This window comes from Streptomyces luteogriseus (assembly GCF_014205055.1).
GTDB lineage: Bacteria > Actinomycetota > Actinomycetes > Streptomycetales > Streptomycetaceae > Streptomyces > Streptomyces luteogriseus.
This window is the reverse complement of sequence record NZ_JACHMS010000001.1, coordinates 8,308,530-8,335,053: the sequence shown is the minus strand read 5'-3', so window position 1 is coordinate 8,335,053 and position 26,524 is coordinate 8,308,530. Positions and strand designations below refer to the sequence as shown.

At 71.3% G+C, this 26,524-nt stretch carries 24 protein-coding genes and 1 pseudogene; 18 read left to right on the top strand and 7 right to left on the bottom strand.

The genetic code is table 11. From position 1 onward, the window contains the following. The first annotated feature begins 130 nt into the window (after nt 1-130). Complete coding sequence (locus BJ965_RS37040; RefSeq protein WP_184915857.1) at nt 131-766, top strand: acetoacetate decarboxylase family protein; 636 nt, start codon at nt 131-133, stop codon at nt 764-766. A 42-nt stretch (nt 767-808) separates the two neighbouring features. Here BJ965_RS37040 and BJ965_RS37035 read toward each other — a convergent pair whose 3' ends face one another. Next, the gene (locus BJ965_RS37035; RefSeq protein WP_184915854.1) at nt 809-1,000 is read right to left on the bottom strand and encodes a YbdD/YjiX family protein; all 192 of its coding nucleotides are present in this window, start codon (nt 998-1,000) and stop codon (nt 809-811) included. Continuing rightward, on the bottom strand, nt 997-3,123 hold the full coding sequence (locus BJ965_RS37030; RefSeq protein ID WP_246546222.1) for a carbon starvation CstA family protein: 2,127 nt from the start codon (nt 3,121-3,123) through the stop codon (nt 997-999). The genes BJ965_RS37035 and BJ965_RS37030 overlap by 4 nt, the downstream gene beginning before the upstream one ends. A gap of 226 nt (nt 3,124-3,349) precedes the next feature. Between BJ965_RS37030 and BJ965_RS37025 the strand changes: the two genes are divergently transcribed. From BJ965_RS37025 to BJ965_RS37005, 5 genes are all read left to right on the top strand, one after another. Further along, nucleotides 3,350-4,891, top strand: a complete 1,542-nt coding sequence (locus BJ965_RS37025) for a sodium:solute symporter family protein (protein ID WP_184915851.1) — start codon at nt 3,350-3,352, stop codon at nt 4,889-4,891. A 14-nt stretch (nt 4,892-4,905) separates the two neighbouring features. Continuing rightward, nucleotides 4,906-5,454 carry a SigE family RNA polymerase sigma factor gene (locus tag BJ965_RS37020; protein WP_184917944.1) on the top strand — a complete coding sequence of 183 codons (549 nt, stop codon included), beginning with the start codon at nt 4,906-4,908 and terminating at the stop codon, nt 5,452-5,454. Then, nucleotides 5,451-5,723: a hypothetical protein gene (locus tag BJ965_RS37015; RefSeq protein WP_184915848.1), complete on the top strand. Its 273-nt coding sequence runs from the start codon at nt 5,451-5,453 to the stop codon at nt 5,721-5,723. Before BJ965_RS37020 ends, BJ965_RS37015 begins: the two co-directional genes overlap by 4 nt. A 700-nt stretch (nt 5,724-6,423) precedes the next feature. Next, nucleotides 6,424-6,678, top strand: a complete 255-nt coding sequence (locus BJ965_RS37010) for a hypothetical protein (protein WP_184915845.1) — start codon at nt 6,424-6,426, stop codon at nt 6,676-6,678. Nucleotides 6,679-6,744: 66 nt separating this feature from the next. After that, complete coding sequence (locus BJ965_RS37005; RefSeq protein ID WP_184915842.1) at nt 6,745-7,134, top strand: hypothetical protein; 390 nt, start codon at nt 6,745-6,747, stop codon at nt 7,132-7,134. 34 nt (nt 7,135-7,168) lie between these two features. Here the strand turns inward: BJ965_RS37005 and BJ965_RS37000 are convergent, their stop codons facing one another. Beyond that, nucleotides 7,169-8,113, bottom strand: coding sequence for a helix-turn-helix domain-containing protein (locus tag BJ965_RS37000; protein ID WP_184915839.1), 945 nt, complete (start codon nt 8,111-8,113; stop codon nt 7,169-7,171). Between the two features lie 101 nt (nt 8,114-8,214). On the opposite strand from BJ965_RS37000, the gene BJ965_RS36995 reads away from it, so the two are divergent. The 3 genes from BJ965_RS36995 (at nt 8,215) to BJ965_RS36985 (ending at nt 13,822) form a co-directional block, all read left to right on the top strand. Continuing rightward, entirely contained in the window at nt 8,215-9,246 is a 1,032-nt protein-coding gene (locus BJ965_RS36995) for a saccharopine dehydrogenase family protein (RefSeq protein ID WP_184915836.1), read from the top strand. A gap of 595 nt (nt 9,247-9,841) precedes the next feature. Next, on the top strand, nt 9,842-10,930 hold the full coding sequence (locus BJ965_RS36990; protein WP_184915832.1) for an ABC transporter substrate-binding protein: 1,089 nt from the start codon (nt 9,842-9,844) through the stop codon (nt 10,928-10,930). Nucleotides 10,931-10,984: 54 nt separating this feature from the next. Further along, entirely contained in the window at nt 10,985-13,822 is a 2,838-nt protein-coding gene (locus BJ965_RS36985) for a SpoIIE family protein phosphatase (protein WP_184915829.1), read from the top strand. Nucleotides 13,823-13,831: 9 nt separating this feature from the next. Here BJ965_RS36985 and BJ965_RS36980 read toward each other — a convergent pair whose 3' ends face one another. From BJ965_RS36980 to BJ965_RS36970, 3 genes are all read right to left on the bottom strand, one after another. Then, nucleotides 13,832-14,182, bottom strand: a complete 351-nt coding sequence (locus BJ965_RS36980) for a cupin domain-containing protein (RefSeq protein WP_184915826.1) — start codon at nt 14,180-14,182, stop codon at nt 13,832-13,834. 159 nt (nt 14,183-14,341) lie between these two features. Further along, entirely contained in the window at nt 14,342-15,049 is a 708-nt protein-coding gene (locus BJ965_RS36975) for a GNAT family N-acetyltransferase (protein ID WP_184915823.1), read from the bottom strand. A gap of 125 nt (nt 15,050-15,174) precedes the next feature. Further along, nucleotides 15,175-16,041: a carbohydrate esterase gene (locus BJ965_RS36970; protein ID WP_184915820.1), complete on the bottom strand. Its 867-nt coding sequence runs from the start codon at nt 16,039-16,041 to the stop codon at nt 15,175-15,177. A gap of 555 nt (nt 16,042-16,596) precedes the next feature. On the opposite strand from BJ965_RS36970, the gene BJ965_RS36965 reads away from it, so the two are divergent. The 9 genes and pseudogenes from BJ965_RS36965 (at nt 16,597) to ppk2 (ending at nt 26,107) form a co-directional block, all read left to right on the top strand. Beyond that, on the top strand, nt 16,597-18,537 hold the full coding sequence (locus BJ965_RS36965) for a rhamnogalacturonan lyase (RefSeq protein ID WP_246546212.1): 1,941 nt from the start codon (nt 16,597-16,599) through the stop codon (nt 18,535-18,537). Between the two features lie 145 nt (nt 18,538-18,682). Continuing rightward, nucleotides 18,683-18,952 (top strand): annotated as a pseudogene (locus BJ965_RS40240) (MMPL family transporter); the annotation flags it as partial. 481 nt (nt 18,953-19,433) lie between these two features. Further along, nucleotides 19,434-19,916 (top strand): hypothetical protein, encoded by a 483-nt coding sequence (locus BJ965_RS39700; protein WP_246546209.1) that lies wholly within the window; start codon nt 19,434-19,436, stop codon nt 19,914-19,916. 276 nt (nt 19,917-20,192) lie between these two features. Beyond that, a complete protein-coding gene (locus BJ965_RS36955; RefSeq protein ID WP_184915814.1) occupies nt 20,193-21,137 on the top strand; it encodes an MIP/aquaporin family protein in 945 nt (314 codons plus the stop codon). A 135-nt stretch (nt 21,138-21,272) separates the two neighbouring features. Then, on the top strand, nt 21,273-21,671 hold the full coding sequence (locus BJ965_RS36950; RefSeq protein ID WP_184915811.1) for a hypothetical protein: 399 nt from the start codon (nt 21,273-21,275) through the stop codon (nt 21,669-21,671). Between the two features lie 652 nt (nt 21,672-22,323). After that, a complete protein-coding gene (locus tag BJ965_RS36945) occupies nt 22,324-23,700 on the top strand; it encodes a glycoside hydrolase family 43 protein (protein WP_184915808.1) in 1,377 nt (458 codons plus the stop codon). Between the two features lie 169 nt (nt 23,701-23,869). After that, nucleotides 23,870-24,253, top strand: coding sequence for a hypothetical protein (locus tag BJ965_RS36940; RefSeq protein ID WP_030847361.1), 384 nt, complete (start codon nt 23,870-23,872; stop codon nt 24,251-24,253). Between the two features lie 59 nt (nt 24,254-24,312). Continuing rightward, nucleotides 24,313-25,041, top strand: a complete 729-nt coding sequence (locus tag BJ965_RS36935; RefSeq protein WP_184917938.1) for an SDR family NAD(P)-dependent oxidoreductase — start codon at nt 24,313-24,315, stop codon at nt 25,039-25,041. Nucleotides 25,042-25,150: 109 nt separating this feature from the next. Next, entirely contained in the window at nt 25,151-26,107 is a 957-nt protein-coding gene (ppk2, locus tag BJ965_RS36930; protein WP_184915805.1) for a polyphosphate kinase 2, read from the top strand. Between the two features lie 47 nt (nt 26,108-26,154). Here ppk2 and BJ965_RS36925 read toward each other — a convergent pair whose 3' ends face one another. Beyond that, nucleotides 26,155-26,520: a hypothetical protein gene (locus BJ965_RS36925; protein ID WP_184915802.1), complete on the bottom strand. Its 366-nt coding sequence runs from the start codon at nt 26,518-26,520 to the stop codon at nt 26,155-26,157. Between the last annotated feature and the right edge of the window lie 4 nt (nt 26,521-26,524).

Genomic DNA, 26,524 nt, shown 5'->3' with positions numbered 1-26,524 from the left:
AACCGCTTCGGGGACACGGCGCGCTTTCGTCGACGGCGGGCCCGCGGCACCGCGCCGAAAGCCCGCCCAGCCCTCCCGGGTGGAACAATCGGCCGTACGAGTCCGAGCCGAGGAAGTCGGTCATCACACCGTGGAGCGACCAGCCGTCCCCTTTCCTCCCTCTCCGTGGCGTCTCACCGGCGACATGGTCGTCTCCCTGTGGCGCATCCCCATGGACGATCTGCCGTCCTGGCCCCTTCCGGCCGGGGTGCGCCCCTGGGTCGTGCGGCGCCGCGCCACCCTGGTCACCTTCTGGGTCGGCTACCGTCCCGGCGGCGTCCTCGTCTACCGCGAGTTCCTCATCGCCCTGGCGGTACGTCACGGACACCGTCTCGCGGGCAGCACCGTCGCCGCCTGGGTCGACGACGACCGGGCCCTGTCCGGGGGACGCGCCCTGTGGGGCATCCCCAAGGAGCAGGGCTCGATCACGCTCCGCACGGACAGCCGGAGCGTCCGGGCCGAGCTGATCACGGCCGGCACTCCGCCTGTCCGCGTCACGTACCGGGACGTGCTGCGGCTGCCCTTCCGGCTGCCCGCACGCGCCCATCTGATCCAACAGCTGTCCGACGGTGCGGAGTGCCGCGTCCCCATGCGGATCAGCGGCCGGCCGGCGCTCGGCCGCGGCAGCGTCTCGACCGGGCCGGAAGCACCGTTGTCCGTGCTGGCCCGGCACCAGCCGGTGCTGTCCCTCGCCCTCCGCGACTTCCGCAGCACCGTGGGCGGCTGAACGGCACCGCCGTCGGACCTGTGGGCGGCTCGCGCGAGTCGCTCAGCAGCAGCGGCTCTGGGCGCGGGCCTCCTGGTGCCGGGCGCGCAGGAGTTGGTACTCACGGCGGGTGGGGAGGGGGGCGTGGGGGTGGTGGCGCCGTCGGTGGAGGCAGTAGCGGTCGTACTCCGACTCGCCGGTCAGCTCGCGCAGGTACCAGCGCACCGCCCTCGCCCAGCGGGCGGCCCGCCTCATCCGCGGGCCTCCTCCAGGATGCGGGACTCGACGAAGGGGGCCTCGGTGGTGGGCAGAGTGCCCGGGGAGCGGACGGCACGGGCGCAGACCACCGCCGCATTGACCAGGACCACCGCCACCAGGAACAGGAACAGGGCGATCAGGACGCCGTCGACCGTGGAGTTGGTGACGACGGTGTGCATGTCGTCGAGGGACTTGGCCGGCGGGAGGACCTGGCCCGCGTCGATCGCGTCGGCGTACTTCGTCCGCTGGGCGAAGAAGCCGATCTTGGGGTCGTCGGAGAAGATCTTCTGCCAGCCGGCGGTGAAGGTGATCGCGACGACCCAGGCCAGTGGGACAGCCGTGACCCAGGCCCAGCGCAGACGGCCGGACTTGACCAGGATCGTCGTGCAGACGGCGAGGGCGATGGCGGCGAGGAGCTGGTTGGCGATGCCGAAGAGCGGGAAGAGCTGGTTGATTCCGCCGAGCGGGTCGGTGGCGCCGGTGTGGAGGAAGTAGCCCCAGGCGGCGACGACCAGACCGCTGCACAGCCAGATGCCGGGCTTCCAGTTGACCCGGCCGATGGGCTTCCAGACGTTGCCGAGCATGTCCTGCAGCATGAAGCGGCCGACCCGGGTGCCCGCGTCCACCGTGGTCAGGATGAACAGCGCCTCGAACATGATCGCGAAGTGGTACCAGAAGGCCTTCATCGCCGAGCCGCCGAAGACACCGGAGAAGATCTCCGACATGCCCACCGCCAGGGTCGGGGCGCCTCCGGAGCGGGCGATCAGGGTCTGTTCCTCGACCGCCTTCGCGGCCTGGGTGAGCTGGTCCGGAGTGATGGCGAAGCCGAGACCCGCCACCGCGTGGGACGCGGATTCAGCCGTCGCGCCGAGCAGGCCCGCCGGTGCGTTCATCGCGTAGTACAGGCCCGGCTCCAGCGTCGCGGCGGCGATCAGCGCCATGATCGCGACGAACGACTCCATCAGCATGGCGCCGTAGCCGATCAGCCGGACCTGCGACTCCTTCTGGATCAGCTTCGGGGTGGTGCCGGAGGACACCAGGGCGTGGAAGCCGGACAGCGCGCCGCAGGCGATGGTGATGAAGAGGAAGGGGAACAGCGAACCGGCGAACACCGGGCCCGCGCCCGAGGTCGCGAAGTCGGTCACCGCGTCCGCCCTGAGCACCGGCGCGGCCACGATCACACCGACCGCGAGCAGCGCGATCGTGCCGATCTTCATGAAGGTGGAGAGGTAGTCGCGCGGCGCGAGCAGCATCCACACCGGAAGGACGGAGGCGACGAAGCCGTAGCCGACCAGGCAGAAGACGAGGGTGGTGGGGCTGAGGGTGAAGGTGCCGGCCAGGGAGGAGTTCTGCACCCAGCCGCCGCCGACGATGGCGAGGAGGAGCAGGGTGACGCCGATGAGGCTGGTCTCGACGACCCGGCCGGGGCGGACGCGGTGCATCCAGAAGCCCATGAAGAGGGCGATCGGGATCGTCATCGCGACGGAGAACGTGCCCCACGGGGAGTGGGCCAGCGCGTTCACCACCACCAGCGCGAGCACCCCCAACAGGATGATCATGATGGCGAAGACCGCGATCAGGGCCGCCGCACCGCCCGCCCGGCCGATCTCGTCGCGGGCCATCTGCCCGAGCGACGTGCCGTCCCGCCGCATCGACAGGAACAGCACGACCATGTCCTGGACCGCCCCCGCGAAGATCACTCCTGCGACGATCCACAGGGTCCCGGGCAGGTAGCCCATCTGAGCCGCGAGCACCGGGCCGACGAGGGGGCCGGCGCCGGCGATGGCGGCGAAGTGGTGGCCGAGGAGGACCCGGCGGTCGGTGGGGTGGAAGTCGACGCCGTCCTCGAGGCGTTCGGCGGGGGTCGCCCTGCGATCGTCCGGCCGCAGCACGCGGCGGGCGATGAAGCGGGAGTAGAAGCGGTAGGCGATGGCGTAGGAGCCGAGTGCGGCGATCACCAGCCAGACCGCGGAGATCCTCTCGCCCCGGGCCAGCGCGAGGACGCCCCAGGCGACGGCGCCCAGGAGGGCGACGATGGTCCACAGCAGGACGGATCGCGGTGGTATACGCGACTTTTCGGGCGCTGGCAGACCGTTTTCGGGCAGGGTGGACGTGGGCATGGCGGCTCCTCACCAGGGCGGTGCGGGACACCTCGTCACACGAGGCGCCCGGGGGTCGGCGAAACGGCGGCTCTCCCGCTCGCTGTCGGTCTGTGCAAGAGTTGCCCACCCCCCGGAACCGGTTGACAGCGAATTTCCAGAGGATTTCCCGCCGATTCCGTGTCCTCCGATCGGGACCGCCGCGCAACTCCCCCGTGAGGATCAGGCACACCAAGGACGGTGACCCATGGCCGACGGCACCATGACCGCGACGTTCCTCGCCGTGATCGGCGGAGCGTCGCTGCTCTCGGTCACCGCGCGTCGCCTGCACCCCAGCGACCGGCTGCCGTCCCTCGAGGGCTGGGCGCTGGCCGACCGAAGCCTCGGCCCGGTGTGGACCTGGTTCCTGCTGGGCGGCACGATCTTCACCGCGTACACCTTCACCGCCGTGCCGGGCCTGGCGTACGGCAACGGCGCGGCGGCCTTCTTCGCGGTGCCGTACACGGTGATCCTCTGCCCCCTCGCCTTCGTGCTGCTCGGCCGCCTGTGGACCGTGGCCCGTGCGCACGGCTACGTCACCGTCGCCGACTTCGTGCGCGGACGGTACGGGTCACCTCCCCTCGCCCTGGTCGTCGCGTTGACCGGGATCCTCGCGACGATGCCGTACCTGGCGCTCCAACTGCTCGGCATACGGGCCGTGCTGACGGCCGGCGGGGTGTACCCGCGCGGTGCGGCCGGGGACCTGGTGATGGTGGCGCTGTTCGCGGGCCTCGCCGTGGCCACGTACCGGCACGGGCTGCGGGCGCCCACGGTCATCTCGGCGCTCAAGGGCGTGGCCGTCTTCGTGTCGCTCACCGCGGTGACCTGGCTGGTCCTGGTGCGGCTCGGCGGGCCGGGTGCCGTCTTCGAGGGAGCGGCCGGTCGGCTCGGCGGCCAAGCGCTGGTCCTGACCCCGGCCCAGCAGCCCGCCTACGCCACCCTCGCGCTCGGCTCCGCGCTCGCGCTGCTGATGTACCCGCACGTGCTGACCGCGGGGTTCGCCGCCGACGGACCGCGCACCCTGCGCAAGGTCTCGGTGGCGCTGCCCGCCTGGACGGGACTGCTCGCGCTCTTCGGCGTCCTCGGCTTCGCCGCGCTCGCGGCCGGGGTGCGGGCGCCGGAGGGCGGGGCGGAGGCGGCTGTGCCGATGCTCGTCGACCGGCTGATGCCGGCGCCGCTGGCCGGGCTGGTGTTCGGCGCGATCACCGTGGGGGCGCTGGTTCCGGCGGCGGTGATGTCGATCGCGGCCGCCACCAGTTTCGTACGCAACGTGTACGTCGAGTACGTGCATCCGACGGCCACGCCCAAGCGGCAGGTCCGCATCGCCAAGGCCGTCTCGCTCATCGCGAAGGCCGGGGCGGTCGCGTTCGTCTTCGGGCTGCGCGACCAGGACGCGATCAACCTCCAACTGCTCGGCGGGGTCTGGATCCTGCAGATCTTCCCGGCCGTCGCCGTAGGGCTGTTCACCGCGCGGCTGCACCCGCGGGCGCTGCTCGCCGGGTGGGGCGTGGGCATGGCGGCCGGGACGTACCTGGTCGTCCGCGAAGGGTTCTCGTCCATCGTGGGCCTGGGTTCCGGGCCGCTGGAGATCTACGCCGGCCTCGCCGCGCTCGTGCTCAACCTGATCGTCGCGGTGGCCGGCACCGCCGTACTCGAACGTCTCGGCGTCCCGCGCGGCGCCGATCTGACCGACCTGCCGTCCCGCCTGACCGTCAGGCGGCGTCCGGAGACGGGAGCGAAGAAGCAGTGAGACCCAGACACCCGATACCCGTGCCGGAACCCGGCGTCGAGGCGCTGACGCCCGCACCGGCCGACCCGGCGGAACTGGAGCGCGACGCCGGACTCGCGGGGCTCTTCGAGCTGCACTACTCCTCGATGCTGCGCCTGGCCGTGCTGCTGGGCGCGGACGACCCGGAGAACGTGGTGGCCGAGGCGTACTACCAGATCTACCGGAAGTGGCGCCGGCTGAGGGACACCGAGGCGGCGGAGGCGTATCTGCGCTCCACGGTGTGCAATCTGACCCGGATGCGGATCCGCCATCTCCAGGTCGCCCGCAAGCACGTGGAGAACCCGCCCGACGAGACCGTCGTCTCCGCCGAGAGCGCCGCGCTGCTCCGCGACGACCAGCGCGTCCTGATCGACGCGCTGCAACAACTGCCGGCCCGGCAGCGCGAGGCGCTCGTCCTGCGGCACTGGCTCGGACTGAAGGAGGGCGAGATCGCCGCCGCGATGGGCATCTCCTCCGGTTCGGTGAAGACGCACACCGCGCGCGGCCTCGCCGCACTGACCCAGGCGATGGAGGCCCGGCGATGAACCACACCGACCCGGACCGCACGGAGCGGGAGCTCACCGAGGCCTTGGCCGCGCTCGCCGGCGGGGTGCAGGCCGCGCCGGACGCCTACCGCACGGCACGCGGCGAGTGGCTGCGCCGCGAACGCCGCCGCCGGCTGGTCCTCGCCGTGCTCATCACCGCCGTGTTCGCACTGGCCACGCTGATCGGGCTGTGGGTGCTGAACGAGGCGCCGTCCCATCCGGGGGTGATCTTCTCCGGCCTCCCGAGCGCTCAGGTCGACACACGGTAGGTCACATGCGTCACCCGGCTCGCGGCCCGTGACCTCAGCTGCTCGAGTTCCAGCGCGGGGACGCCCTCGAACAGCTTCGGCGACGTGACGATCCGTCTGGCCAGTCTTGCGGGGGGGGCAGCTGCTTGCGCGGCTCGGGCCAGACGGACTCCATGGCCGCTTTCACCGTCCGAAAGCCCACCCCCGCGCTTGCGCTGCAAGGCCCGGTTCGACATCCCCGCCCGGGCATCGCGGCGTATCGCCGCGTACAGATCGACCTTGGACTGCGGTGGCACCGGCGCCCCCTCACCACGCAGAGCACCCCTACTTCCGGATCGGGCAGGAAGACCCGGCACCCGGCCGCGGACCCGGTCAGTTAGGGAAGGAGAAGTAGAGCGTGCTCGGATATGCATCGGATCCGCTTGGGGATCTCCGCCTCGTTCGGCGTCGAGTCCGCAGAGTAGAGGTAGGAACGGTTCGCCATGGATGGCGACGCTAGCACCGGGGGCCGACAACGCAGGCGCCGTCGGAATCGTCCAGAGCCGGTCGGAGCGCGCGGGTCGCGGCCCGGGTTCGCCCCAGGTCCGGGCGTAGTTCAACAGGTTATAGGAGCGGTCCAAGCTGCTCTGCTGCATCCGGGTGGACCCTCGCGCCGGCCGCAACCGGCTTCCCTCCACGCGAAGTCCCCCTCCACAACCCAAGCGTTGAAAGGACCCTGCCCATGACCCACACCACCGCGCCTGACCGACCGTCCTGGGCACACGACGACTTCCTGCTGCCACCGCCCAACCCCGCTCAGCGCCTCAACCTCACCCTCGCCCCGCGGGATGCGCACCGCCTGGAACTCCACGCGGCACTGACCACCGCCGGCGTCGCCCCCATGCCCGGCGACCGCGAGGCCATCGACCACCTCAGCACCCTGCCCGACCACATCCACACCGCACTGCACCGCTGGCTCACCCACACCACCCAATAGCCAGCCCCCACTCCGGTTCCGGGCGGCGCGCCGCTCGACGGGGCGGAGCACGCCCTCGTCGGCACGATGGAGCACGGCGTGCTGGGGCGGCGCTGGGCCTACGACGGTTGCCACGACCCGGTGCCGGTCGCCCGGTTGGCAGCCCTGATCGAGGGGCGGGCGCAGGCCCAGGACCAGGACGTCAGTGATACGCCCGCGGGTGATGTCATCGCCTCTTACACGGGGGAGAGTCCCCTCTCCACGGACTTCACCGTGACCGACGACCGGGATGGCACCGCACTGACCACGCCCCACGGCACGACCCTCCGCCTGCACCGAGCCCTGCAAGCGGCTCCGGACGGCCGGTTCCTCCCTCCGCAGGGAGCCGTCGGTCACGTCGGCGGCTCCTGGGAGACACCGGAGGGCACCCGCGCCGCAGGGGTGTTCGCCGTCCTGTGCGGCGCCGGCCGGGCGTAGCGTTTCCCTCTCGGCGACTGCGGGGCGGCTCCGGTCAGCGTGTCCGTGAGCGGAACGTCCTGCGGTAGGCGTCCGGGGGCACGCCGACCGTGCGGTTGAAGTGGCGGCGCAGTGTCGTGGCGGTCCCCATGCCGGTGGCCGCCGCGATGGTGTCGATACCGTCGTCGGTCTTCTCCAGCAGTTCCTGGGCGTGCCGGATGCGCTGGGTCAGCAGCCATTGCAGAGGGGTGGTGCCCGTCACCGCCCTGAAGTGGCGGCCCAGGTGACGGGAGCTCATCCCCGCCCGGCGGGCCAGGTCCTCCACGGTCAGCGGCTGGTCGAGCCGTTCGATGGCCCAGGGGAACAGGGCGGCGAGCGGGTGGTCGTCCTGCTCGGGCACCGGGGTGGTGACGAACTGGGCCTGGCCGCCCGCCCGGTGCGGGGGCACGACCAGGCGGCGGGCGACGGCGTTGGCGACCGACGAGCCCAGGTCGAGACGGACGAGGTGCAGGCACAGGTCCAGCGCGGCGGCCTTGCCGGCGGAGGTGAGCACGCTGCCGTCGTCCACGTAGAGCACGTCCGGGTCCACCTCTACCCGCGGGTGGAGGGCGGCCAGCGCATCGGTGTGCGCCCAGTGCGTGGTGGCGCGCCGTCCGTCGAGAAGCCCTGCCGCTGCCAGTACGAACGCGCCCGTGCACAGGGAGGCCACGCGTGCGCCCGCCTCATGGGCCTCGCGCACCGCGTCGACCAACTGAGCGGGCGGCTCCTCGTCGATGTCCGCCCAGCCGGGGACGATCACGGTGTCGGCCCGCCGGAGCTGGTCCAGCCCGGCGTCGGGCTCCAGCCTGAACCGGCCGATTCGTACGGCGGCCGGTCCGCAGACGGCGAAGTCGTACCAGGGGACCGTCACCCCGGCCGGGGCGGCGGCGAACACCTCGTGTGCCAGGGACAGTTCGAAGTGCAGCATGCCGTCGGTGGCGGCCATCGCGACAGTGGTCATGTCCGTAATTGTATGGGGCGTGTCGTTCCAGACACTCACGGTCGGGGGCTCAGCGCCGTCAGGATGGCCGTAGTTGATCGTTCGAGCACAGGGGAGAGCTCATGGGAGCGGGTCAGGCAGTGACGGTGTTCGGTGCGTACGGGCACACCGGGCAGTTCGTGGTGGCGGAGCTGCGCAGGCGGGGGTTCGTTCCGGTTCTCGCCGGCCGCGACGAGGTCAAACTCAAGGCGCTGGCGGCCTCCCACCCCGGGCTGGAAGTGCGGCCGGCGTCGGTGGACGATCCGGAATCGCTCGACCGTGCGCTGGCCGGGGCGGCGGCCGTGGTCAACAGCGCGGGGCCGTTCGCCACGACGGCCGCCCCCGTGATCGAGGCGGCCCTGCGCGCCGGCATCCCGTATGTCGACGTGGCGGCCGAGATCGAGGCGAACGCGGACACCTTCGCGCACTTCGCGGACCGCGTCCGCGACGCCGGGGCGGTGGTCGTCCCGGCGATGGCGTTCTTCGGCGGCCTCGGCGACCTGCTGGCCACCGCGGCGATGGGTGACTGGACCGCGGCCGACGAGGCGCACGTCGCCTACGCGCTGAGCGGCTGGCAGCCCACGGACGGGACGCGGGCCGCGGGCGCGGTCTCCCGGCAGCGGCGGGGCGGTGCGCGGGTCGTGTACCGGAACGGGCGGCTGGACTACCGCAACGACGAGGCCACGATGCTCCAGTGGCCCTTCCCCGAGCCGCTGGGCTCACGGACGGTCATCGGGGAGTTCACGATGGCCGACGTCGTCACCATCCCCAGCCACCTGCGCATCCCCGACGTGCGCACCCACATGACGGCGGAGGCGGCCCGGGACGTGACGGCCCCGGACACGTCGACGCCGGCGGCGGTCGACGAGCACGGGCGGTCCGCACAGACCTTCCTCGTCGACGTCGTCGTGCGCTCCGGCGGCGCCGAACGGCGCGCCGTGGCGCGGGGGCAGGACATCTACGCGATCACGGCGCCGCTGGCGGTGGAGGCGGTGCACCGCATCCTCACCGGGCAGACCCGGACGGTCGGTGTCGTCTCCGCGGGCGAGATCTTCGACGCAGCCGACTTCCTCCGCGCGCTGTCCTCGCACCTCTCGGTGGAACTGCCTCTGTAGGGGGCGGCCGGACGGGTCGGGGCCGGGCCGGCGCCGCTGAGCCGGTACGGGTCAGTCCTGCTCGCCCCACCGAGTCTCTCCACGTCGACCAATACTTCCTGTACGGCACGCCACCCCGTTGGGTGATCGGCGCCCGCGTCACGGGAGGATCCCGAGCAGGGCCGCGTTGGCATCGCTGTCGAGAACCACGGGGCGTCGACCAGGTCCTCGACGGCCCGGTGGAGGCCGGAGCCCTCGTCCGGGTCAACGTCATAGCACCCGGTCCGACCGCGACGCCCGTCATCGAGGCGCCGTTCCAGCGGCGGCCCGACCCCGCCGCCTACCGGCGCACCAGGGAGGAGTCCATCCCGATCGGCCGGCTCGCCGCCCCCGAAGAGGTCGCCGACGCGATTCGGTCCTCGCCTGCAAGGAGTCGGCGTACATCACCGGCGCCGTCCTTCCGGTGGACGGCGGCTACACGGCGTTCTGAACCGAGCCCGGGACCGCCGACAGCTCGGCGCTGCCGGACCGATGCCATCCGTGAATCAGCATTTAAGCTGAAAGAGGCAGCCGTCTTCCGTTGCGGATCATCCGGAAGAAACTCTGGAGGCAGTCCGTGAGAGACGTCGGGATCGACCGCAGAGCCTTCCTGAGCGGGGTCGGCTCGATCGCGGTCGGCACAGCCGCCACCTCGCTCACCGCGTGCGAGAGCCGCGACGACCGACGGACCGCCAGGAGCAGCAAGACACTCGTCGTCCGCAATTTCGGTGGCGCCTACGGCGAGGCGAACCGCGAAGCCGTCTACGACCCTTTCAGCAAGGAAACAGGCATCCGGGTCGAGGTCGTGAACTTCGAGCGCGATCAGATGCTCGCCCAGATCAAGGAGGGTCGTCCACGGTTCGACGTCATGGACATCGACATGTCCAACCTGGTGCTCTTCGAGCACGAGGACGCCTCCGAGCCACTGGACTACGGACGGTTGAAGAACACCAGGAACGCGGGCATCGCCCAGTCCCTCCTCACCCCCAACGGCGTGGGCAAGAGCTACTGGGCCAGCGTGCTCGCCCACCGGACCGACGCCTTCGCCGGGAGGAAGCCCGCCTCGTGGGCGGACTTCTGGAACCTCGCGGCCTTCCCGGGCCGCCGCGCGCTGCAGGGTGAGGTGGACTGGCCCGAGCTGGAGTCCGCCCTGCTGGCCGACGGTGTGCCGCTCGACCGGCTCTACCCCCTCGACGTGGACCGCGCCTTCAAGGTCCTCGACGAGATCAAGGGCTCCGTGCGGAGGTACTGGGAGTACGGTGCCGAACCGGGCGAGCTGCTGTCCCGCAGCCAGGTCGTGGCGTCCAGCACCTGGGCCGGCCGCCTCCAGCACCTGATCGAACGCGGCGCTCCGCTGGCGTACGAGTGGAACGGCGCCCGCAGGCAGAGCAACGGCTACGGGATCCCCAAGGGCTCCGCGAACCCGGACGCCGCCTATTTGCTCATCGACTTCGCGCTGCGGCCCGAGGTGCAGGCCCACATGGCGCGCCTCTACCCCGACGGCCCCGTGGTGCCCGCCGCCTATGGGTATCTCAGCGAGTCCACCGCAAGGAATCTGGCGAGCACTCCCGGCAACCTGCTGTCCGGGTTCGACCTGGACATCGGGTGGTGGCTCGAGAACCGGGATGCCGTGACCAGGCGCTGGCAGGAGTGGGCTCGCACCTGACCGACCGAATGCGGCCATATGGCTGAATATGAAGGTGCATGGTAAAGAGTCCGTATGGCCCGGCACCCCGGTCGATTCTCGGCCTTCCGCTCCCCCGCGCACCGTGGCGGGGGTACGCGGTCGGCCACGCGACGGGGCAGGGAGCGCGGAGCCGGTCACGAGCCCGGCGCCCCGGCGCCGGGCTCGCCTCGGAGGGGCCTGCCGAGGGTGCGCAGCGTCGCCGGCCAGGTGTTCCTGTTCCAGTTGATGATCATGGTGCTGTTCGCCGCCGCCGCGGGAGGCGCCCTCGTGGTGCAGGCCCGGGACTCGAGCACCCAGGAGGCCAGGCAGCTGTCGAAAGGCGTCGCCCAGTCCTTCGCGCGGGCCCCGGGAACGCTGGCCGCCATGAAGTCCGGCCGGCCCACCGAGCTGCTGCAGCCGCGCGCGGAGGACACGCGCAGGAACACGGGGGTCGACTACGTGGTGACCTTCGATCCCCAGGGCTTTCGCTGGACCCACCCCGATCCGAAGCTGATCGGCAAGCACATCTACGCCCTGCGCGAGGGCGGCGCCGCCGACCGGCCGTTCACCAAGACGTTCGAGGGCAGTCTGGGCCTTGCCGTGGACACGACGGTTCCGGTCTACGACACCGACGGGGTCACCATCGTCGGCTTCGTGTCGGTCGGGGTCACCGTGGCCAGCGTGGACGACGTCGTGATGGACCAGCTGCCCCAGCTGCTCGGCTTCGCCGGTGGCGCGCTCGCGGTGGCCGCGGGCGGGACGGCGCTGGTCTCCTGGCGGCTGCGGCGGCAGACCCGCGGACTGGATCCGTCCGAGATGACCCGGATGTACGAGCATCACGACGCCGTACTGCACGCGGTGCGGGAGGGTGTACTGATCATCGGGAGCGACGGGCGGCTGCTGCTCGCGAACGACGAGGCACGGCGGCTGCTGGACCTGCCCGCGGACGCCGAGGAACGCCGGGTCGCCGATCTCGGCCTGGAGCCGGGCACCGCCGAGCTGCTGGGCTCGGGCCGGCCGGTCACGGACGTGGTGCACCTGGCCGGCGACCGATTGCTGGCGGTCAACGTACGGCCGGTCGATCCCGACGACCGTCCCGCGGGCAGTGTGGCCACGCTGCGTGACACGACGGAGCTGCGTGCCCTGGCGGGCCGGGCGGAGGGGGCCCGGAAGCGGCTGGGACTGCTGTACGAGGCGGGGGTGCGCATCGGGACCACGCTGGACGTGGTGCGTACCGCGGAGGAACTGGCCGAGGTGGCGGTCCCCCGGTTCGCCGATGCCGCGACCGTCGATCTGCTGGATCCGATCCTGAGCGGTGCGGTGTCGGCGGGGCCCGGTCCGGAGATGCGCCGGGTCGCGGTGCACGGCGTCGACGGCGCCCGCTCCCTCTACCCGGTGGGTGAGCTGATCCGTTTCGTCCCCACGTCGCCGGTGGCCATGAGTGCCGAGCGCGGCCGTGCGGTTCTGGACGCCGACCTGACGGCCTCCGGTGGCTGGATGGGCGCCCAGGATCCCGATCGGGCCCGGCGGTTGCTGGACCTCGGTTTCCACTCCCTGATCACGGTGCCGCTCCAGGCCCGCGGGGTGGTGCTGGGCATGGCGAGCTTCTGGCGTTCGGACGGGGTTCCCTTCGGCGGGGAGGACCTGGCCTTCGCCGAGGAGCTGGCCGCCCGGGCCGCGGTCGCCGTCGACAACGCCCGCCGCTACACCCGTGAGCACGGCCTGGCCGAGACACTGCAGCGCAGTCTGCTGCCGAGCTCCCTGCCCGACCACTCGGCCGTGGAGGTCGCCCACCGCTATCTGCCGGCCCTGGAGGGCGTGGGCGGCGACTGGTTCGACGTGATTCCCCTGCCCGGTGCGCGGGTGGCCCTGGTGGTCGGCGACGTGGTGGGGCACGGCCTGCACGCGGCGGCCACGATGGGCCGGCTACGCACCGCGGTGCACAACTTCTCCGCCCTGGACCTCCCCCCGGACGAGCTCCTCGGGCACCTGGACGAGCTGGTCGCGCGAATCGACAGCGACGAGGAGGGTGAGCGGGACGACGAGAGCGTCTCGGGCGCCACCTGCCTCTACGCCATCTACGACCCGGCCTCCGGGCTGTGCTCCCTGTCCCGGTCCGGGCATCCGGAGCCGGCCCTGGTGCATCCCGACGGAACCGTCGAGTTCGTGCGGGTGCCGGGTTCGCCACCGCTCGGGCTGGGCGGCGGCGAACCCTTCGAGACCGCCGAGGTCACCCTTCCCGAGGGTTCCCGGCTGGTCCTCTTCACGGACGGCCTGGTCGAGGACCGGGAGCGGGGCTTCGACACCGGTCTCCAGGCGCTCCGCCACGCTCTGGCCCATCCGGGCCGGACCCCCGAGGAGACCTGCCGCGACGTCCTCGACGCGCTGCTGCCCACCCGGTCGAGCGACGACATCGCCCTGCTCGTCGCCCGCACCAGGCTGCTGGACCGCTCCCAGGTGGCCGAGTGGGACGTGCCCGGCGATCCGGCCGTCGTCGCGGGCATCCGGGCGGAGGTCACCGGCCGGCTGAGGACCTGGGGACTGGAGGAGATGGCCTTCACGACCGAGTTGGTCGTCAGCGAGTTGGTCACCAACGCCATCCGCTACGGAATCGAACCGATCCGCCTGCGGGTGCTGCACGACCGCGACAGTCTGATCTGCGAGGTCGCCGACGGCAGCAGCACCTCGCCCCACCTGCGCCGGGCCGCGATCACCGACGAGGGCGGGCGGGGACTGTTCCTCGTCGCCCGCTTCGCCCAGCGGTGGGGCACGCGCTACCTGGCCCGCGGCAAGGTGATCTGGACCGAGCAGTCCACTCGCAGCCCGGCCGGCGAACCCGAGGAGGTGTCGGCCGAGACCCTGCTGGACCAGTGGGAGGACGCGTCCTGGTGAGTCATCCCGTCACATCCCGATGCTGTACACCTTGCGGATCGTCTCCTCGACGTCCCACCGGCCGGACCAGCCCTTGGGCTGGACGATGACGTCGCCGGCGGAGATCTCGAAGGTCTCTCCCGTGGCGGCGTCGGTGATGAGCGCCCGGCCGCTCAGGATGTAGCAGGTCTCGGTGTCCTCACGCTCCACGACGGGCCACCCGCCGGGCCGGGACTCCCAGACACCCGCACGGACCGTCTCGTCCGTGTCGAAACGGAGCAGACCCAGCTGCGGGTCTCCGGCGTCAGCACCCGGGCGCCGGCCGATCGCCTCGAGATCTCCGGTGATCCTCGTCGCGGGGACGTGGACGAACGTGGCCATCGATGACTCCTGGGTGGGCTCGGCTTTGCGGGGTGTCGACGAGAAATCCTGTCCGCACCGCGGCTTGCCCTCGATGAGCGATCTGTCAGGAACTCCACTGCGTTTCTGACACGCCGCATGAGCATTCGAAGACGGCGACCTGCCGGGCATCCCTCCAGATCACGGCGTGCGGAATCCGCGGAACGTCACGTGCTTCCGGGTCTCGAAGCCAAGCCGTTCGTAGAGCGCGAGCGCGCCGGTGTTGGCCTCGGCCACGTGCAGGAAAGGGCGGTCGCCCCGGGCGACGACGCGTGCGACGAGCGCGCGAATCAGGCGGACCGCATGGCCCTGCCCGCGCGCCTCGGGCGCGGTGCAGACGGCGCTGATCTCGGTCCATCCCGGAGGCCTCAGCCGCTCCCCCACCATCGCCACCAGTGCACCGCCGTCGCGGATGCCGAGGTAGGTGCCGAGCTCGTGCGTCCGGGGCCAGAAGGGTCCCGGACGGGTCCGCTCGACGAGTTCCAGCATCTCGGGCACGCTCTCAGCCCCGAGCTCGACCACGCCGGAGTCGGACGCGGCGCGAGACAGGTCCGGTTCGCCGTCACCGGCCCAGATCAGCTGGCGGCCCTCCATGACGAAGACCGGCTCCCAGTCGGACGGCGGCGTCGCCGGGCAGCTGAACATGTCCGCGAACTCGCCCGGGCCCAGGAGCTTCGCAAGGTCGGCCCATGCCTCCGCGTCCGGTTCGGCCGGTACCGCGGAGAAGGTCGCGACTCCGGGTAGGTAGCTGACGGCTCCGCCCAACCGCCGGGCGAGATGTGCGTGGTGCCCGCGGAGCGATTCGCCCACCGGGTCGTCGAGTGCGACGGCGTCGCTGAGCCGCGTCATCGTGCTGCGCCTTCCTGCCCTCTGCCGGCGCCGTGCCGGCCACGTGGCCGGCACGGCGTCTTCGGATGCCGACAGCCATGCTAGTGCCGCGACCATGGCCGGCCCCTCCCGGCCGGGTCGCGGCGCTACCGGAGAGAGCCGGCGAGCGGGAGGTTCTGCCTGCGCACGTCTCCTGCGACGAGCCCGGCGATCCGCTGTGCGCCGTACGTCTCGAAGTGGGTGTGGTCGTTGCAGAAGAAGGCGCCCACGGGTCCCGATCCGTAGTCGCCGTTGTGCGGGCAGAATCGCAGGCTGTTGTAGAGCGAGACGCTGAGCGACTGCAGGTCGACGACCGGTGCCCTGGTGGAGGATCCGACGGCGAAGGTCTCGTTCACGAAGCCGCGGTTCTTCGTCGCCGTGCCTCCGGAGCAGGTGAGGGCGGCCACCGGGGTGAGCAGCACCGGGTGCGCTCCCCGGGCGAGGGCGGCCTGCACCATCGTGGTCATCAACTGCCGGTAGCGGGCGGGGCCGACATGCCGGGGGCAGGTCGAGGAGGAGTCGTTGATGCCGAACTGGATGAAGAGGTAGTCGCCCGCCTTCATCCCGGTGCCGGCGTTCAGCATCGCCTGCCAGCGTGCGGAGTAGGCGGTGGAGGTGAGACGGCATTCGCCGTCCGAACCCTTGGTGCTGCTGACGTTCCCCTCGTACAGCCAGGTCTGGATGCTCCGGCCGCCCACGGCCCGGTTCCTGACGGTGACGTCCGCGTTGAACAGGGCGTCGAACTGGCTGCCCCAGCCGACGGGGCAGCGGGCGGAGCCCGGATCGGCCATGGTCCAATCGCCGGCCAGCCATACGGTGACCGGCTGGGCGGCCGCTCGCGTCGCGGATGCCGCGGTGCCGGATGTTCCGGTGCAGGGCTTCGCGGCGCTGCCGGCCGCCGAGGCGGCGCCGAGTCCGAGGCTCGACAGGGCGATCACCAGCGCGGCGATGATGACGGTCCGTAAGTTCCTCATGCGTTCTCTCCCGGGTGCGGGGACGGGCGCCGTCGTGCGCGGTCAGCGCAGATGGGCGGCGAGGGGAAGGTTCTGCTCCCGGATGCTCCGCAGCAGCAGGCCGCCCACCTGGGTCGCCCCCTACTGCGCCCCGTTGGCCGGGTCGTCGCCGGACGGGTTGACGAACGTGCGGAGCCGGACCGCCGTGATGCCGTATCCCTTGAGAAGTGGTCAGCAGGTCCTGCGTCCGGCCACTCGCGTTTTGGGGAGGCACGGGCGGGTGGGAGCGTTCACAACCTGTCAGGTGGACACGAGGCGCTCCATCCTCGAAACGGGAGGGTTGCAGGTGCCGGAATCCACGAACTGCCGTGCTCAGCGCCTGACTTCACGGCTGATCGGCCAATTCGACTGCCTTCGAACACAGTTACCCCGTGCGGCGCATCACGCAGTGTTCAAGGCCTTCCACCTCACTGTCAATCCATAGATACGGAGAAACTCACGGATCCGCACAGGGGCGAACAGCTGACTGGACAGAATCCTTGACGAGGCATCAGCTCGTTCTTACGCTCCCTTCACATGGGAGCGTTCCCACACCCCCACGCCCCGGAGGCCCCCGTGACCGACTCGCACCGGCGTCCCCGTACCGCGCCACGACCATGGCGGACACCCCACCGGACAGGCAGCCGGTTCCTCGGCTGTGTCTCCGCCGCCGCACTGGCCGTCTCCGCCCTCGTCGCACTGCCCCAGAGCGCGCACGCGGCGACCGCCCGGCAGGTCGAGAAGCTCGACCGCGGACTGACCAGCGTGCACACCAGCAGCGGAAACCTGGTGTCCTGGCGGTGGCTGGCTACGGACCCGAACGACGTGTCGTTCAACGTCTACCGCGGCGGCACGAGAATCAACTCCTCGCCTGTCACCTCCTCGACGAACTACTTCGACCCGGGCGGCGCCGACTCGGCCGACTACACGGTGCGCGCGGTGGTCGACGGCGGCGAGCAGGCCGCGTCCAAGCCCGCGGTCCAGTTCCGCACGGGCCACAAGGACGTGCCGATCTCCCCGCCCGCGGGCGGCACCGCTCCGGGCAACTCGGCCTACACCTACGACGCCAACGACGCCTCGGTCGGCGACCTCGACGGCGACGGCGCCCTGGACCTCGTCCTGAAATGGCAGCCCACCAACGCCAAGGACAACTCCCAGTCCGGCTACACCGGCAACACCATCGTCGACGGCATCAAGCTCGACGGCACCCGGCTGTGGCGCATCGACCTGGGCCGCAACATCCGCTCAGGCGCCCACTACACGCAGTTCCAGGTCTACGACTACGACGGCGACGGCAAGGCCGAGGTCGCCATGAAGACCGCCGACGGCACCCGTGACGGCACCGGCGCGGTCATCGGCAGTTCCTCCGCCGACCACCGCAACTCCAGCGGCTACGTCCTGTCCGGGCCCGAGTACCTGACGATGTTCAACGGCCAGACGGGCAAGGCGATGCAGAGCATCGACTACGTCCCGGGCCGCGGCACCGTCTCCTCCTGGGGCGACAGCTACGGCAACCGCGTCGACCGGTTCCTCGCCGGCACCGCCTATCTGGACGGCGCCCGCCCGTCGCTGATCATGGCGCGCGGCTACTACACCCGCACGGTGATAGCGGCCTGGGACTGGCGGGGCGGCGCCTTCACCCGCCGCTGGACCTTCGACACCACCTCCTCCACCAACAGCGGCAAGGGCTATGACGGCCAGGGCAACCACAGCCTGTCCGTCGCCGACGTCGACGCCGACGGCAAGGACGAGATCGTCTACGGTGCGATGACCGTCGACGACAACGGCAGCGGCCTGTGGACCACCAGGCTCGGCCACGGCGACGCCGGCCACGTCGGCGACCTCAACCCGTCGCGTCCGGGCCTGGAGTACTTCAAGGTCTCGGAGGACTCCGGCAAACCCGGCTCCTGGATGGCCGACGCCCGCACGGGGGCGCAGTTGTGGCAGACGGCGTCGGGTTCCGACAACGGCCGCGGCGTCGCCGCCGACATCTACGCCGGCAGCGCGGGCGCGGAGGCCTGGTCCGCGTCCGACACCACCCTGCGCTCCGTCACCGGTGCCTCTCTGGGCCGGGAACCCTCCAGCATCAACTTCCTGTCCTGGTGGGACGGCGACCCCGTCCGCGAACTCCTCGACGGCACCCGCATCGACAAGTACGGCACCTCCGGTGACACCCGGCTGCTCACCGGCTCCGGAGTCGCCTCCAACAACGGCACCAAGTCCACGCCGGTCCTGTCCGGCGACCTCCTCGGCGACTGGCGCGAAGAGGTCGTCTGGCGCACGAGCGACAACAAGGCGCTCAGGATCTACTCCACCCCCAGCCAGACCAATACGAAGATCACCACCCTGCTCCACGACACCCAGTACCGCACGGCTCTGGCCTGGCAGAACACCGCCTACAACCAACCCCCGCACCCGAGCTTCTTCATCGGCAACGCCATGCCGACGGCACCCCGGCCGACGGTCTACACACCCTGACCCGCCCCGGCCCGCGGACACGTGCCCCTACTGCGATCGCAGTAGGGGCACGTGTCTGCGCTAGGCCAACGACGAGAGACCAGCGGACCGCCAGCGTTGCGGTGTGCCGGGATTCCGGCCCGTGTTCCTCTGGAAAGGCTCGTCGATGTCCCCTCTCGCCCGCTGGTGCCACCGGCACCGGCTCGCCGTCGTCCTGGCCTGGGTGGGCCTGCTGATCGCCCTCGGCGGGGCGGTCGGCGCGGCGATCACGGTCGTCCTGACGGTGCTGGCCGCCATCACCCTGCTGCCGGCGCTGCTCGGCATGATCGGGCCGAGGATCCTCGGCCGCGCCGAGCGTCGCGCCCTCGCCGGACTCGGAGGGGTCCCGTCGGGCGGCACCGGACGGTGGGGCCGCCTGGCCGAGCGCGTCCAGGCGCGGCCCAAGGTGCTGGGTCTGGTCGGTCTCGTGGTGCTCGTGGCGCTCGCGCTGCCGACGCTCTCGCTGCGCCTGGGTGCGTCCGACGACGGCAACCTGCCCGCGTCCTCGACGAACCGTCAGGCGTACGACATGATCGCCGACGGGTTCGGACCGGGCTTCAACGGCCCGCTCGTCCTGGCGGTCCAGGCGCCCGACACCGACGGCAAGGCCGCCGCGGCGAGGCTCGTGACCGCTCTCGAGCAGGTGGACGGTGTCGCCGGTGCAGGCGCCCAGCCCCTGAGTCATCCGGCGTGCCCGCCGCGCCGTCACCCGGGACGAGGCCGCCGCCAGCGTCGGCATCTCCCGGAAACTCGCCGCCTTCCACCTCGACAAGCTGGTCGACGCCGGCCTGCTGCGCGCCCGCTACGAAACGCCGGGCGGCACCCGCAAGGTCGGCAGGCAGCCGAAGGTCTACGAGCCCACGGACGCCCAGATCACCGTGAGCATCCCCGACCGGCGTCACGAGCTGCTGGCGGACCTGCTCCTGGACGCCGTCCTGACCGAGCGGGCCGACGAGAACGCCGCAGAGGCTGCGCTGCGCACCGCGCGGCGGCGCAGCCGGCAGGCAGGTGAGGCAGCGCGGAACGAGTCCCGGCCTGGCCGGCTGGGCCCCGAGCGCGGACTCACCGCCTGCGAACGCCTGCTGGACCAGTACGGCTACGAGCCCGTCCGGGAGACCCCGGCCCGGCTCCGGCTGCGCAACTGTCCTTTCCATCCGCTGGCCGCGAGGGCTCCGGACCTGGTGTGCGGCATGAACCAGGCGTTCCTCAGCGGCTACCTCGACGGCCTCGAGGTCAACGGCGTCCGCGCGGTGTCCGCGCCCGAGCCCGGGGAATGCTGCGTCCGGCTGGGGTCCGGCGACAGCGAGTCCGGCGACGAGACGCCGCGGGGCGCTGACGACGAGACTTCACAGGGGCGCTGACGACGAGACTCCGCAGGGCGCTGCGATCTTCGTCGGGCCGCGCGCCCTGCCGTACGCGCGCCCACGTCCGCGTGTCCTGCCACGAGCTCACCCGAGGCCACGCGCTCACCCGAGGCCACGCGCTCACCCAAGGCCGCGCACCGGCGCCCGCTCGTCCGGCGGCCGCGCCGAGCGAGCCGTCCGAGGGGCTTCTGCGGTTGCCGGGGCCGTCGCGCCGGGTTACCACGTCATTACCGCGCGTCAGACGAGACCGCAGCGACCCCAGGGAGAAATCACATGGCAGTGGAGATCAAGCCTCTGGTGAAACCCTCGAGGCTCAGACGTCGCGCAGGTCTGGCGGGCGAGTGCCTGGCGGAGTTCCTCGGGACGTTCGTCCTCATCGCATTCGGGTGCGGCGTCGTGGCGATGACGGTGGCGGCGCTACCCGGCTCGGGCCGCACCGAGGGGCCCACGATCTTCTTCCTCAGCGCCGGGGACTGGCTCCTCATCACCTGGGGCTGGGCCATGGCCGTGATCCTCGGCATCTACGTGGCCGGTGGTGTCAGCGGAGCGCACATCAACCCGGCGGTCACCCTGGCCTTCGCCGTCCGCCGCAAGTTCCCCTGGGTCAAGGTCCTGCCCTACTGGGCCTCCCAGGTGCTCGGCGCCCTGGCCGGGGCCGCCCTGGTCTACGCCGTCTACCACGACGCCATCAACGCTTTCGACGACGCTTTCAAGGGGCCCAAGACGAACGGGAAGACCCTCGCCTCGTTCTCGATCTTCGCCACCTTCCCGGCACCGTACTTCAACGGCGGCATCTGGGGACCACTGATCGACCAGATCGTCGGCACCGCTTTCCTGGTCATGCTGGTGGTGGCGATCATCGACCTGCGCAACACGGCCGTGAAGGCGAACCTCGGTCCGCTGGTGATCGGCTTCGTCGTGGCGGCCATCGGCATGTCCTACGGCGCGAACGCGGGATACGCCATCAACCCGGCCCGCGACTTCGGGCCGCGCCTGTTCACCTGGATGGCGGGATGGGACGGACTGGCGTTTCCGGGCAGCCTGGCCGGGGCGTTCAGCGGCTACTGGTGGATCCCGATCGTCGGGCCGCTCGTCGGCGGTGTGATCGGCGTGCTGGTCTACGACCTGTTCATCGGCGACGTGCTGCACGCCCGCGCGCAGGAGGGCGAGGCGCCGGAGCCCGGCCGGACGCGCCCCACCACGTCCGAGGAGGAGTGAGCGGGATCGGCCTCGGGCGAGGCGACGGCCGATGCTAGATTCCTCTGGGCGTCCGCCCGTTGTGAACGGTGCGGACCGCCTGCCGAACAGGTGAACCGGCCCAGGGCAGGCCCGTACCGGATGGTGGCGCGATCCATGACTGACCCGGAGCAGATCCCCGGCGAGGCCGACGCTCCCCTGCCCCGGATCCTGGGCAACACCGGGTCGCTCGTCGCGAGCGGGCAGGAATCGTCCGGCGCCCTGTGGCGACTGGCCGAACCCGGCCGGCAACTGGACGCCAACCTCGTCCGCATCCCGCCCCAGGGGGCCGTCGACGCCCACGCCGAACCCGACCTCGACGTCCTCCTGCTCGTCGTCGACGGCGACGGCGTGCTCGGCTCGGCCGCCGGGCCGTGCCCGCTGGAGCCCGGCAGCCTGGTCTGGCTGCCGCACGGCAGCGTCCGCAGCGTGAGGGCCGGCGAGAGCGGCCTGTCGTACGTGACGGTTCACCGCCGCCGCCCCGGCATGCGGATTCAGAGCCGGCCCGGCGTGTGACATCCGTACCGGGCAGGAGTCACGCGGTCGGTTGACCTGCCGCGGCGTCATCCGGAAGTCCGGGGTGCCCGCGTGCCGATGGGTTCGGGGCTGCCGGGGGCCGGGCACACCAGGAACGGCATGACGTGGGCGGCGCGACGGGGCGGGCAGGCCCTCCCCGGATCCATCGCGCCGCCCTCCTGCACCCGACGACGCCCGCGGGCCCGGGCGACTCCTCTCGCCTCGCGGGCACGATGGCGCAACCCTCTTTGACACGCTGCCGATCCCCGGCATGTTCGCGGTGGGGCGAGCACAAGTATTGACGGTGGTACCGCGCGGCCCCTACGGTCCCATCCGGCACTACGAACATCGTGCGATATATCGACCGAGCGTGGTGAAGGACAGCTCACTCCCGACGCCGAGAAGGACGAGCCGCCCATGCCTTTCCTGCCTGCTTCACCCGCCCCGCGCGGCGTATGCCCGGACATCCGGTGACTGAGGTGACCGCGTACGTCGTCGGCGTGCCGGACGGTCAACGCGGTGGCTGCTTCCTTGAGTTGGGGACCGGCGGTCGATTCGGGCGACGGTGGGCCTCCGACCGCCTCCGGACCGCCACGCCGGCCGGCGAGGTCGACCGCCCCATACGCCCCCCGTATGCCCCTTGGAGAACATGATGAGCGCGAACCCCCACCTCTCCCGCCGTGGCCTCCTCGGCATGACCGCCGCCGTGCCGCTCGCCCTGGCCCTCGGCGGCGGCACCGCGCACGCGGCCGACTCGGCGTACGCCATGGTCTACTTCACCGAGTCGACCAAGCTCGGCGACGGCACCGACTACGGCCTGCACCTGGCCGTCAGCCCCGACGGGCTCGACTGGACGCCGCTCAACCAGAACAACCCCCTGGTCACCCCGACCGCGGGTGCACTCGGGCTGCGCGACCCGTTCCTGATGCGCAAGCAGGACGGAACGTTCGTCGTGCTCGCCACCGACCTCAAGGGCACCGACTGGAACTACAACAGCCAGTACATCCACGTCTGGGACTCGGCCGACCTGCGTACCTTCACCGGCTACCGGCGCCTGAAGCTGCACGACATGGCCACCCACAGCTGGGCCCCCGAGGCCTTCTGGGACGCGGGCCGGCGGCAGTACGCGGTGATCTACTCCTCGGTCAACTCCAGCGGCCACAACGTGATCATGGTCAACTACACGACCGACTTCGTGACCGCCTCCGCCCCGCAGGTGTTCTTCGACCCCGGCTACGACGTCATCGACGGCGACATGGCCGTCGGCGTGAACGGCTACAACTACCTCTACTTCAAGAAGAACCAGACACTGGTGGGCGCCAGATCCACCACCCTGAACCCGGGCAGCTTCACCGAGTTCAGCACCGGCGTGGCGCACGGCGGCACCGAGGCACCGACCCTGGTCAAGTCGCTGACGTCCGGCACCTGGTGGCTGTGGGGCGACACCTACACGCCCAACGGCGTCTTCTGCGCCTGGCAGTCCACCGGCCTCGCCTCCGGCACCTGGACGGCCCTCGACCAGAGGACCTACACCCAGCCGGTCAACTCCAAGCACTGCGGCATCGCGGCGATCACCGCGGCCGAGTACGACAACCTGCTCGCGAAGTGGGGCGCACCGGCCTGGAACAGGCTCAAGTCCTACAACCACCCGTCCCGATACGTCCGCCACTCCAACTATCTGGGCCGTATCGACGCGTACCCCGTCGAGCCGTACAAGGACTCCCTGTGGACCCTGGTCCCGGGGCTCGCCGACAGCTCCGGGGTCTCCTTCCGGTCCGTCAACTACCCGACGCGCTACCTGCGGCACTACGACTACGCCCTGCGCCTCGACGCCAACGACGGCACGTCGGTCTTCGCCGCGGACGCGACCTTCCACCGCACGGCGGGCCTGGCGGACGCCAGCTGGTCCTCGTTCCGCTCGCACAACCACCCGACCCGCTACATCCGCCACGCCGACTACGCCCTGCGCATCGACCCGGTCTCCACGACGACCGAGCGGCAGGACGCGACCTTCCGCGTCGGCTACTGAGCCCTGGCCCGGCGTACACAGGGTCCCCCGGCCCAGCATGGCGCCTCCTTCGCGGCTCCGGTCCTGACAGATGTCAGGCACCGCGGCGCCCCGGACCTGCCTAGGGTGCGGGGCGTTGAGACGGCCACCGTCGCGTGAGCCGGCCCGCCACGGCACCGAAAGGAACGTCATGCGCAAGACGAGCGCGGCACTCGCCGTCGCAGGAGCACTCGCCCTCGTGATCACCACCTCCCAGAGCGCCGCGGCCGACGGGCACGGCAAGGGCTGGTACGGCGTGTGGGCGGACGGCGTCAACGTCCGCGACATCAACGAGGGCAACTGCATCCACGCACCGAGCACGTCGAACTGCCCCACGGTGCTCGGCCAGATCAACTCCTGGGACGAGGTGCTGGTGTACTGCCAGATCCCGGGCCAGTCGGTCGGCGGCAACCCCTACTGGCTGATGGTCCAGCCCCGGGGCTGGACCAAATACGGGATCATCTCCAGCTACTACGTCGAGAACAGCACCAACTGGATCGACGGGGTACCCGGGCTGAACGGCTGTGTGATCTAGGGCGGGCCCCGTCGCGGGACGCGCATCCTGGAGGAGGAGGCAGGTCCATGGGAAGTGCGGTGAACCGGATCCTGGTGACCGGATCCGCGGAAGGGCTGGGGCGGGCCGCTGCGGAGGCACTGCTGGTCGCGGGGCACGACGTGGTGGTGCACGCCCGGAACCAGGAGCGGGCGGCGGTGCTCGGCGAGCTGGCCGACCGTGGGGCTCACCTCGTGGTGGGCGACTTCGCCGAGCGGGACGCCGTGCGGCGGGTCGCCGAGGAGCTGAACGCGTCGAGACCGCTCGACGCCGTCATCCACAATGCCGGGGTGTGGAGCGGACCCGCGGTCATGCCGGTCAACGTCGTCGCGCCCTATCTGCTGACCGCGCTGCTGCGCGGGCCTCGCCGACTGGTGTACCTGAGCAGCAACTCCCATCTCGGCGGACGGCCGGCGTCACTGGACGGGGCCGACTGGCAGGGCCGGAGCGCGGGGTCCTACGCCGACAGCAAGCTCTTCGTGACGACGCTGGCGGCCGCGGTGGCCCGGCTGCGCCCCGGCGTGCTGAGCAACGCCGTGGATCCCGGCTGGGTGCCGACGAGGATGGGCGGGCCGAGCGCGCCGGACGACCTGGAGCTCGGCCACCAGACACAGGAATGGCTGGCGGCGAGCGACGCCCCGGAAGCCCTGACCGCGGGCGGGTACTGGTATCACGGCCGCCGGTTGCAGCCGCACCGCGCCGTCCATGACGAGGCGTTCCAGGACCGTCTGGTGCGGGCCCTGGCAGAGGAGACGGGCACCGCGCTCTGAGCGGCCGGCGTGGAGGTCCGTGCCGGTCGGGTCCTCGCACCTCACATGGGTGGGCCCGGGCGGGGCACTCGTGCCTGCGTTCACCAGGTGAGGGACGGGGAGTCGAGTGATGAGCGGCGAAGACACGGACAAGCTGCTGGACGGGCTGACCGTGGACACCAGCCGGCGGGAGCAGCCGATCGTGCTGGACGGGGACGGGCGACCCGTCCGGACCTGGCGGGAGAACCATCCCTACGAGCGCAAGGTGGGCCGCAAGGAGTACGAGCGGTCCAAGCGCATCCTGCAGATAGAGCTGCTCAAGCTCCAGCGGTGGGTCAAGGACACCGGCGCTCGCCTGGTCGTCGTGTGCGAGGGGCGTGACGCGGCGGGCAAGGGCGGCACGATCCAGCGGCTGACCGAGCGGCTCAACCCGCGCGGCGCGCGCGTGGTCGCCCTGGACAAGCCCACCGAGCGCGAGGTGGGCCAGTGGTACTTCCAGCGGTACATCGCGCATCTGCCGACGGCCGGGGAGATCGTCTTCTTCGACCGTTCCTGGTACAACCGGGCCGGCGTGGAACGCGTGATGGGCTACTGCTCCAAGGACGAGTACGAGCTGTTCCTCGACCAGTGCCCGGCCTTCGAACGGATGCTGGTGGACGACGGGGTCCTGCTGGTGAAGTTCTGGTTCTCCGTGTCCCGCTCCGAGCAGCGCACGCGCTTCGCGATCCGGCAGGTCGACCCGGTGCGCCAGTGGAAGCTGTCCCCGACCGACCTGGCCTCGCTGGACCTCTGGGACGACTACACCGAGGCCAAGGTGGACATGTTCCGCGCCACCGACGCCGTCCACGCCCCCTGGACGGTCGTCAAGAGCAACGACAAGCGGCGGGCCCGGCTGGAGACCATGCGCAGTCTGCTGTCGCGCATCGACTACGCCAGCAAGGACGAGGAGGCGGTCGGCACACCCGATCCCCTCATCGTGGGCGCAGCCGACACCCTTCTGGAGCCGGGTGAGGAGGACACCACGCTGTCCCCGACTCCGCTGTCCCCCGGAGCCGGCGGGCCAGGCAAGCACCCCGAGAGCCTCTGACGCCCCGGGGGTCTCTCCCACGCGCGGGAGGGACCCCGGGGGCTGTGTCATCGCCGGGCGGAAGCGCGCGTCTCCGTGCGGTGGTCGTAGTACGCCCAGACGGTCACGGCCACCACGGCGGTGATCCCGACCGTCAGGACCCGCAGGGCGCCGCTGGTCAGGTAGGCGGCCAGACCGGTGAGCCCCGCTCCGCACAGCATGATCAGGCGGCTGACGAAGCGGTTCCCGGGCGGCTGGGGGTCCTCCCGGTCCTTGAGATCGTGCAGGGCGTCTTGGGCCGGGTGGGCGGAACCGCGGCGGGCGCGGGCGCGGTACTGCAGTCCGTAGCTGATCAGTGCGTACAGGGCGAGGGCGCCCAGGACCCAGAGCCAGACGTAGGGGTCGTCATCACTCGATCCTCTTGCCAGGTGCACGACA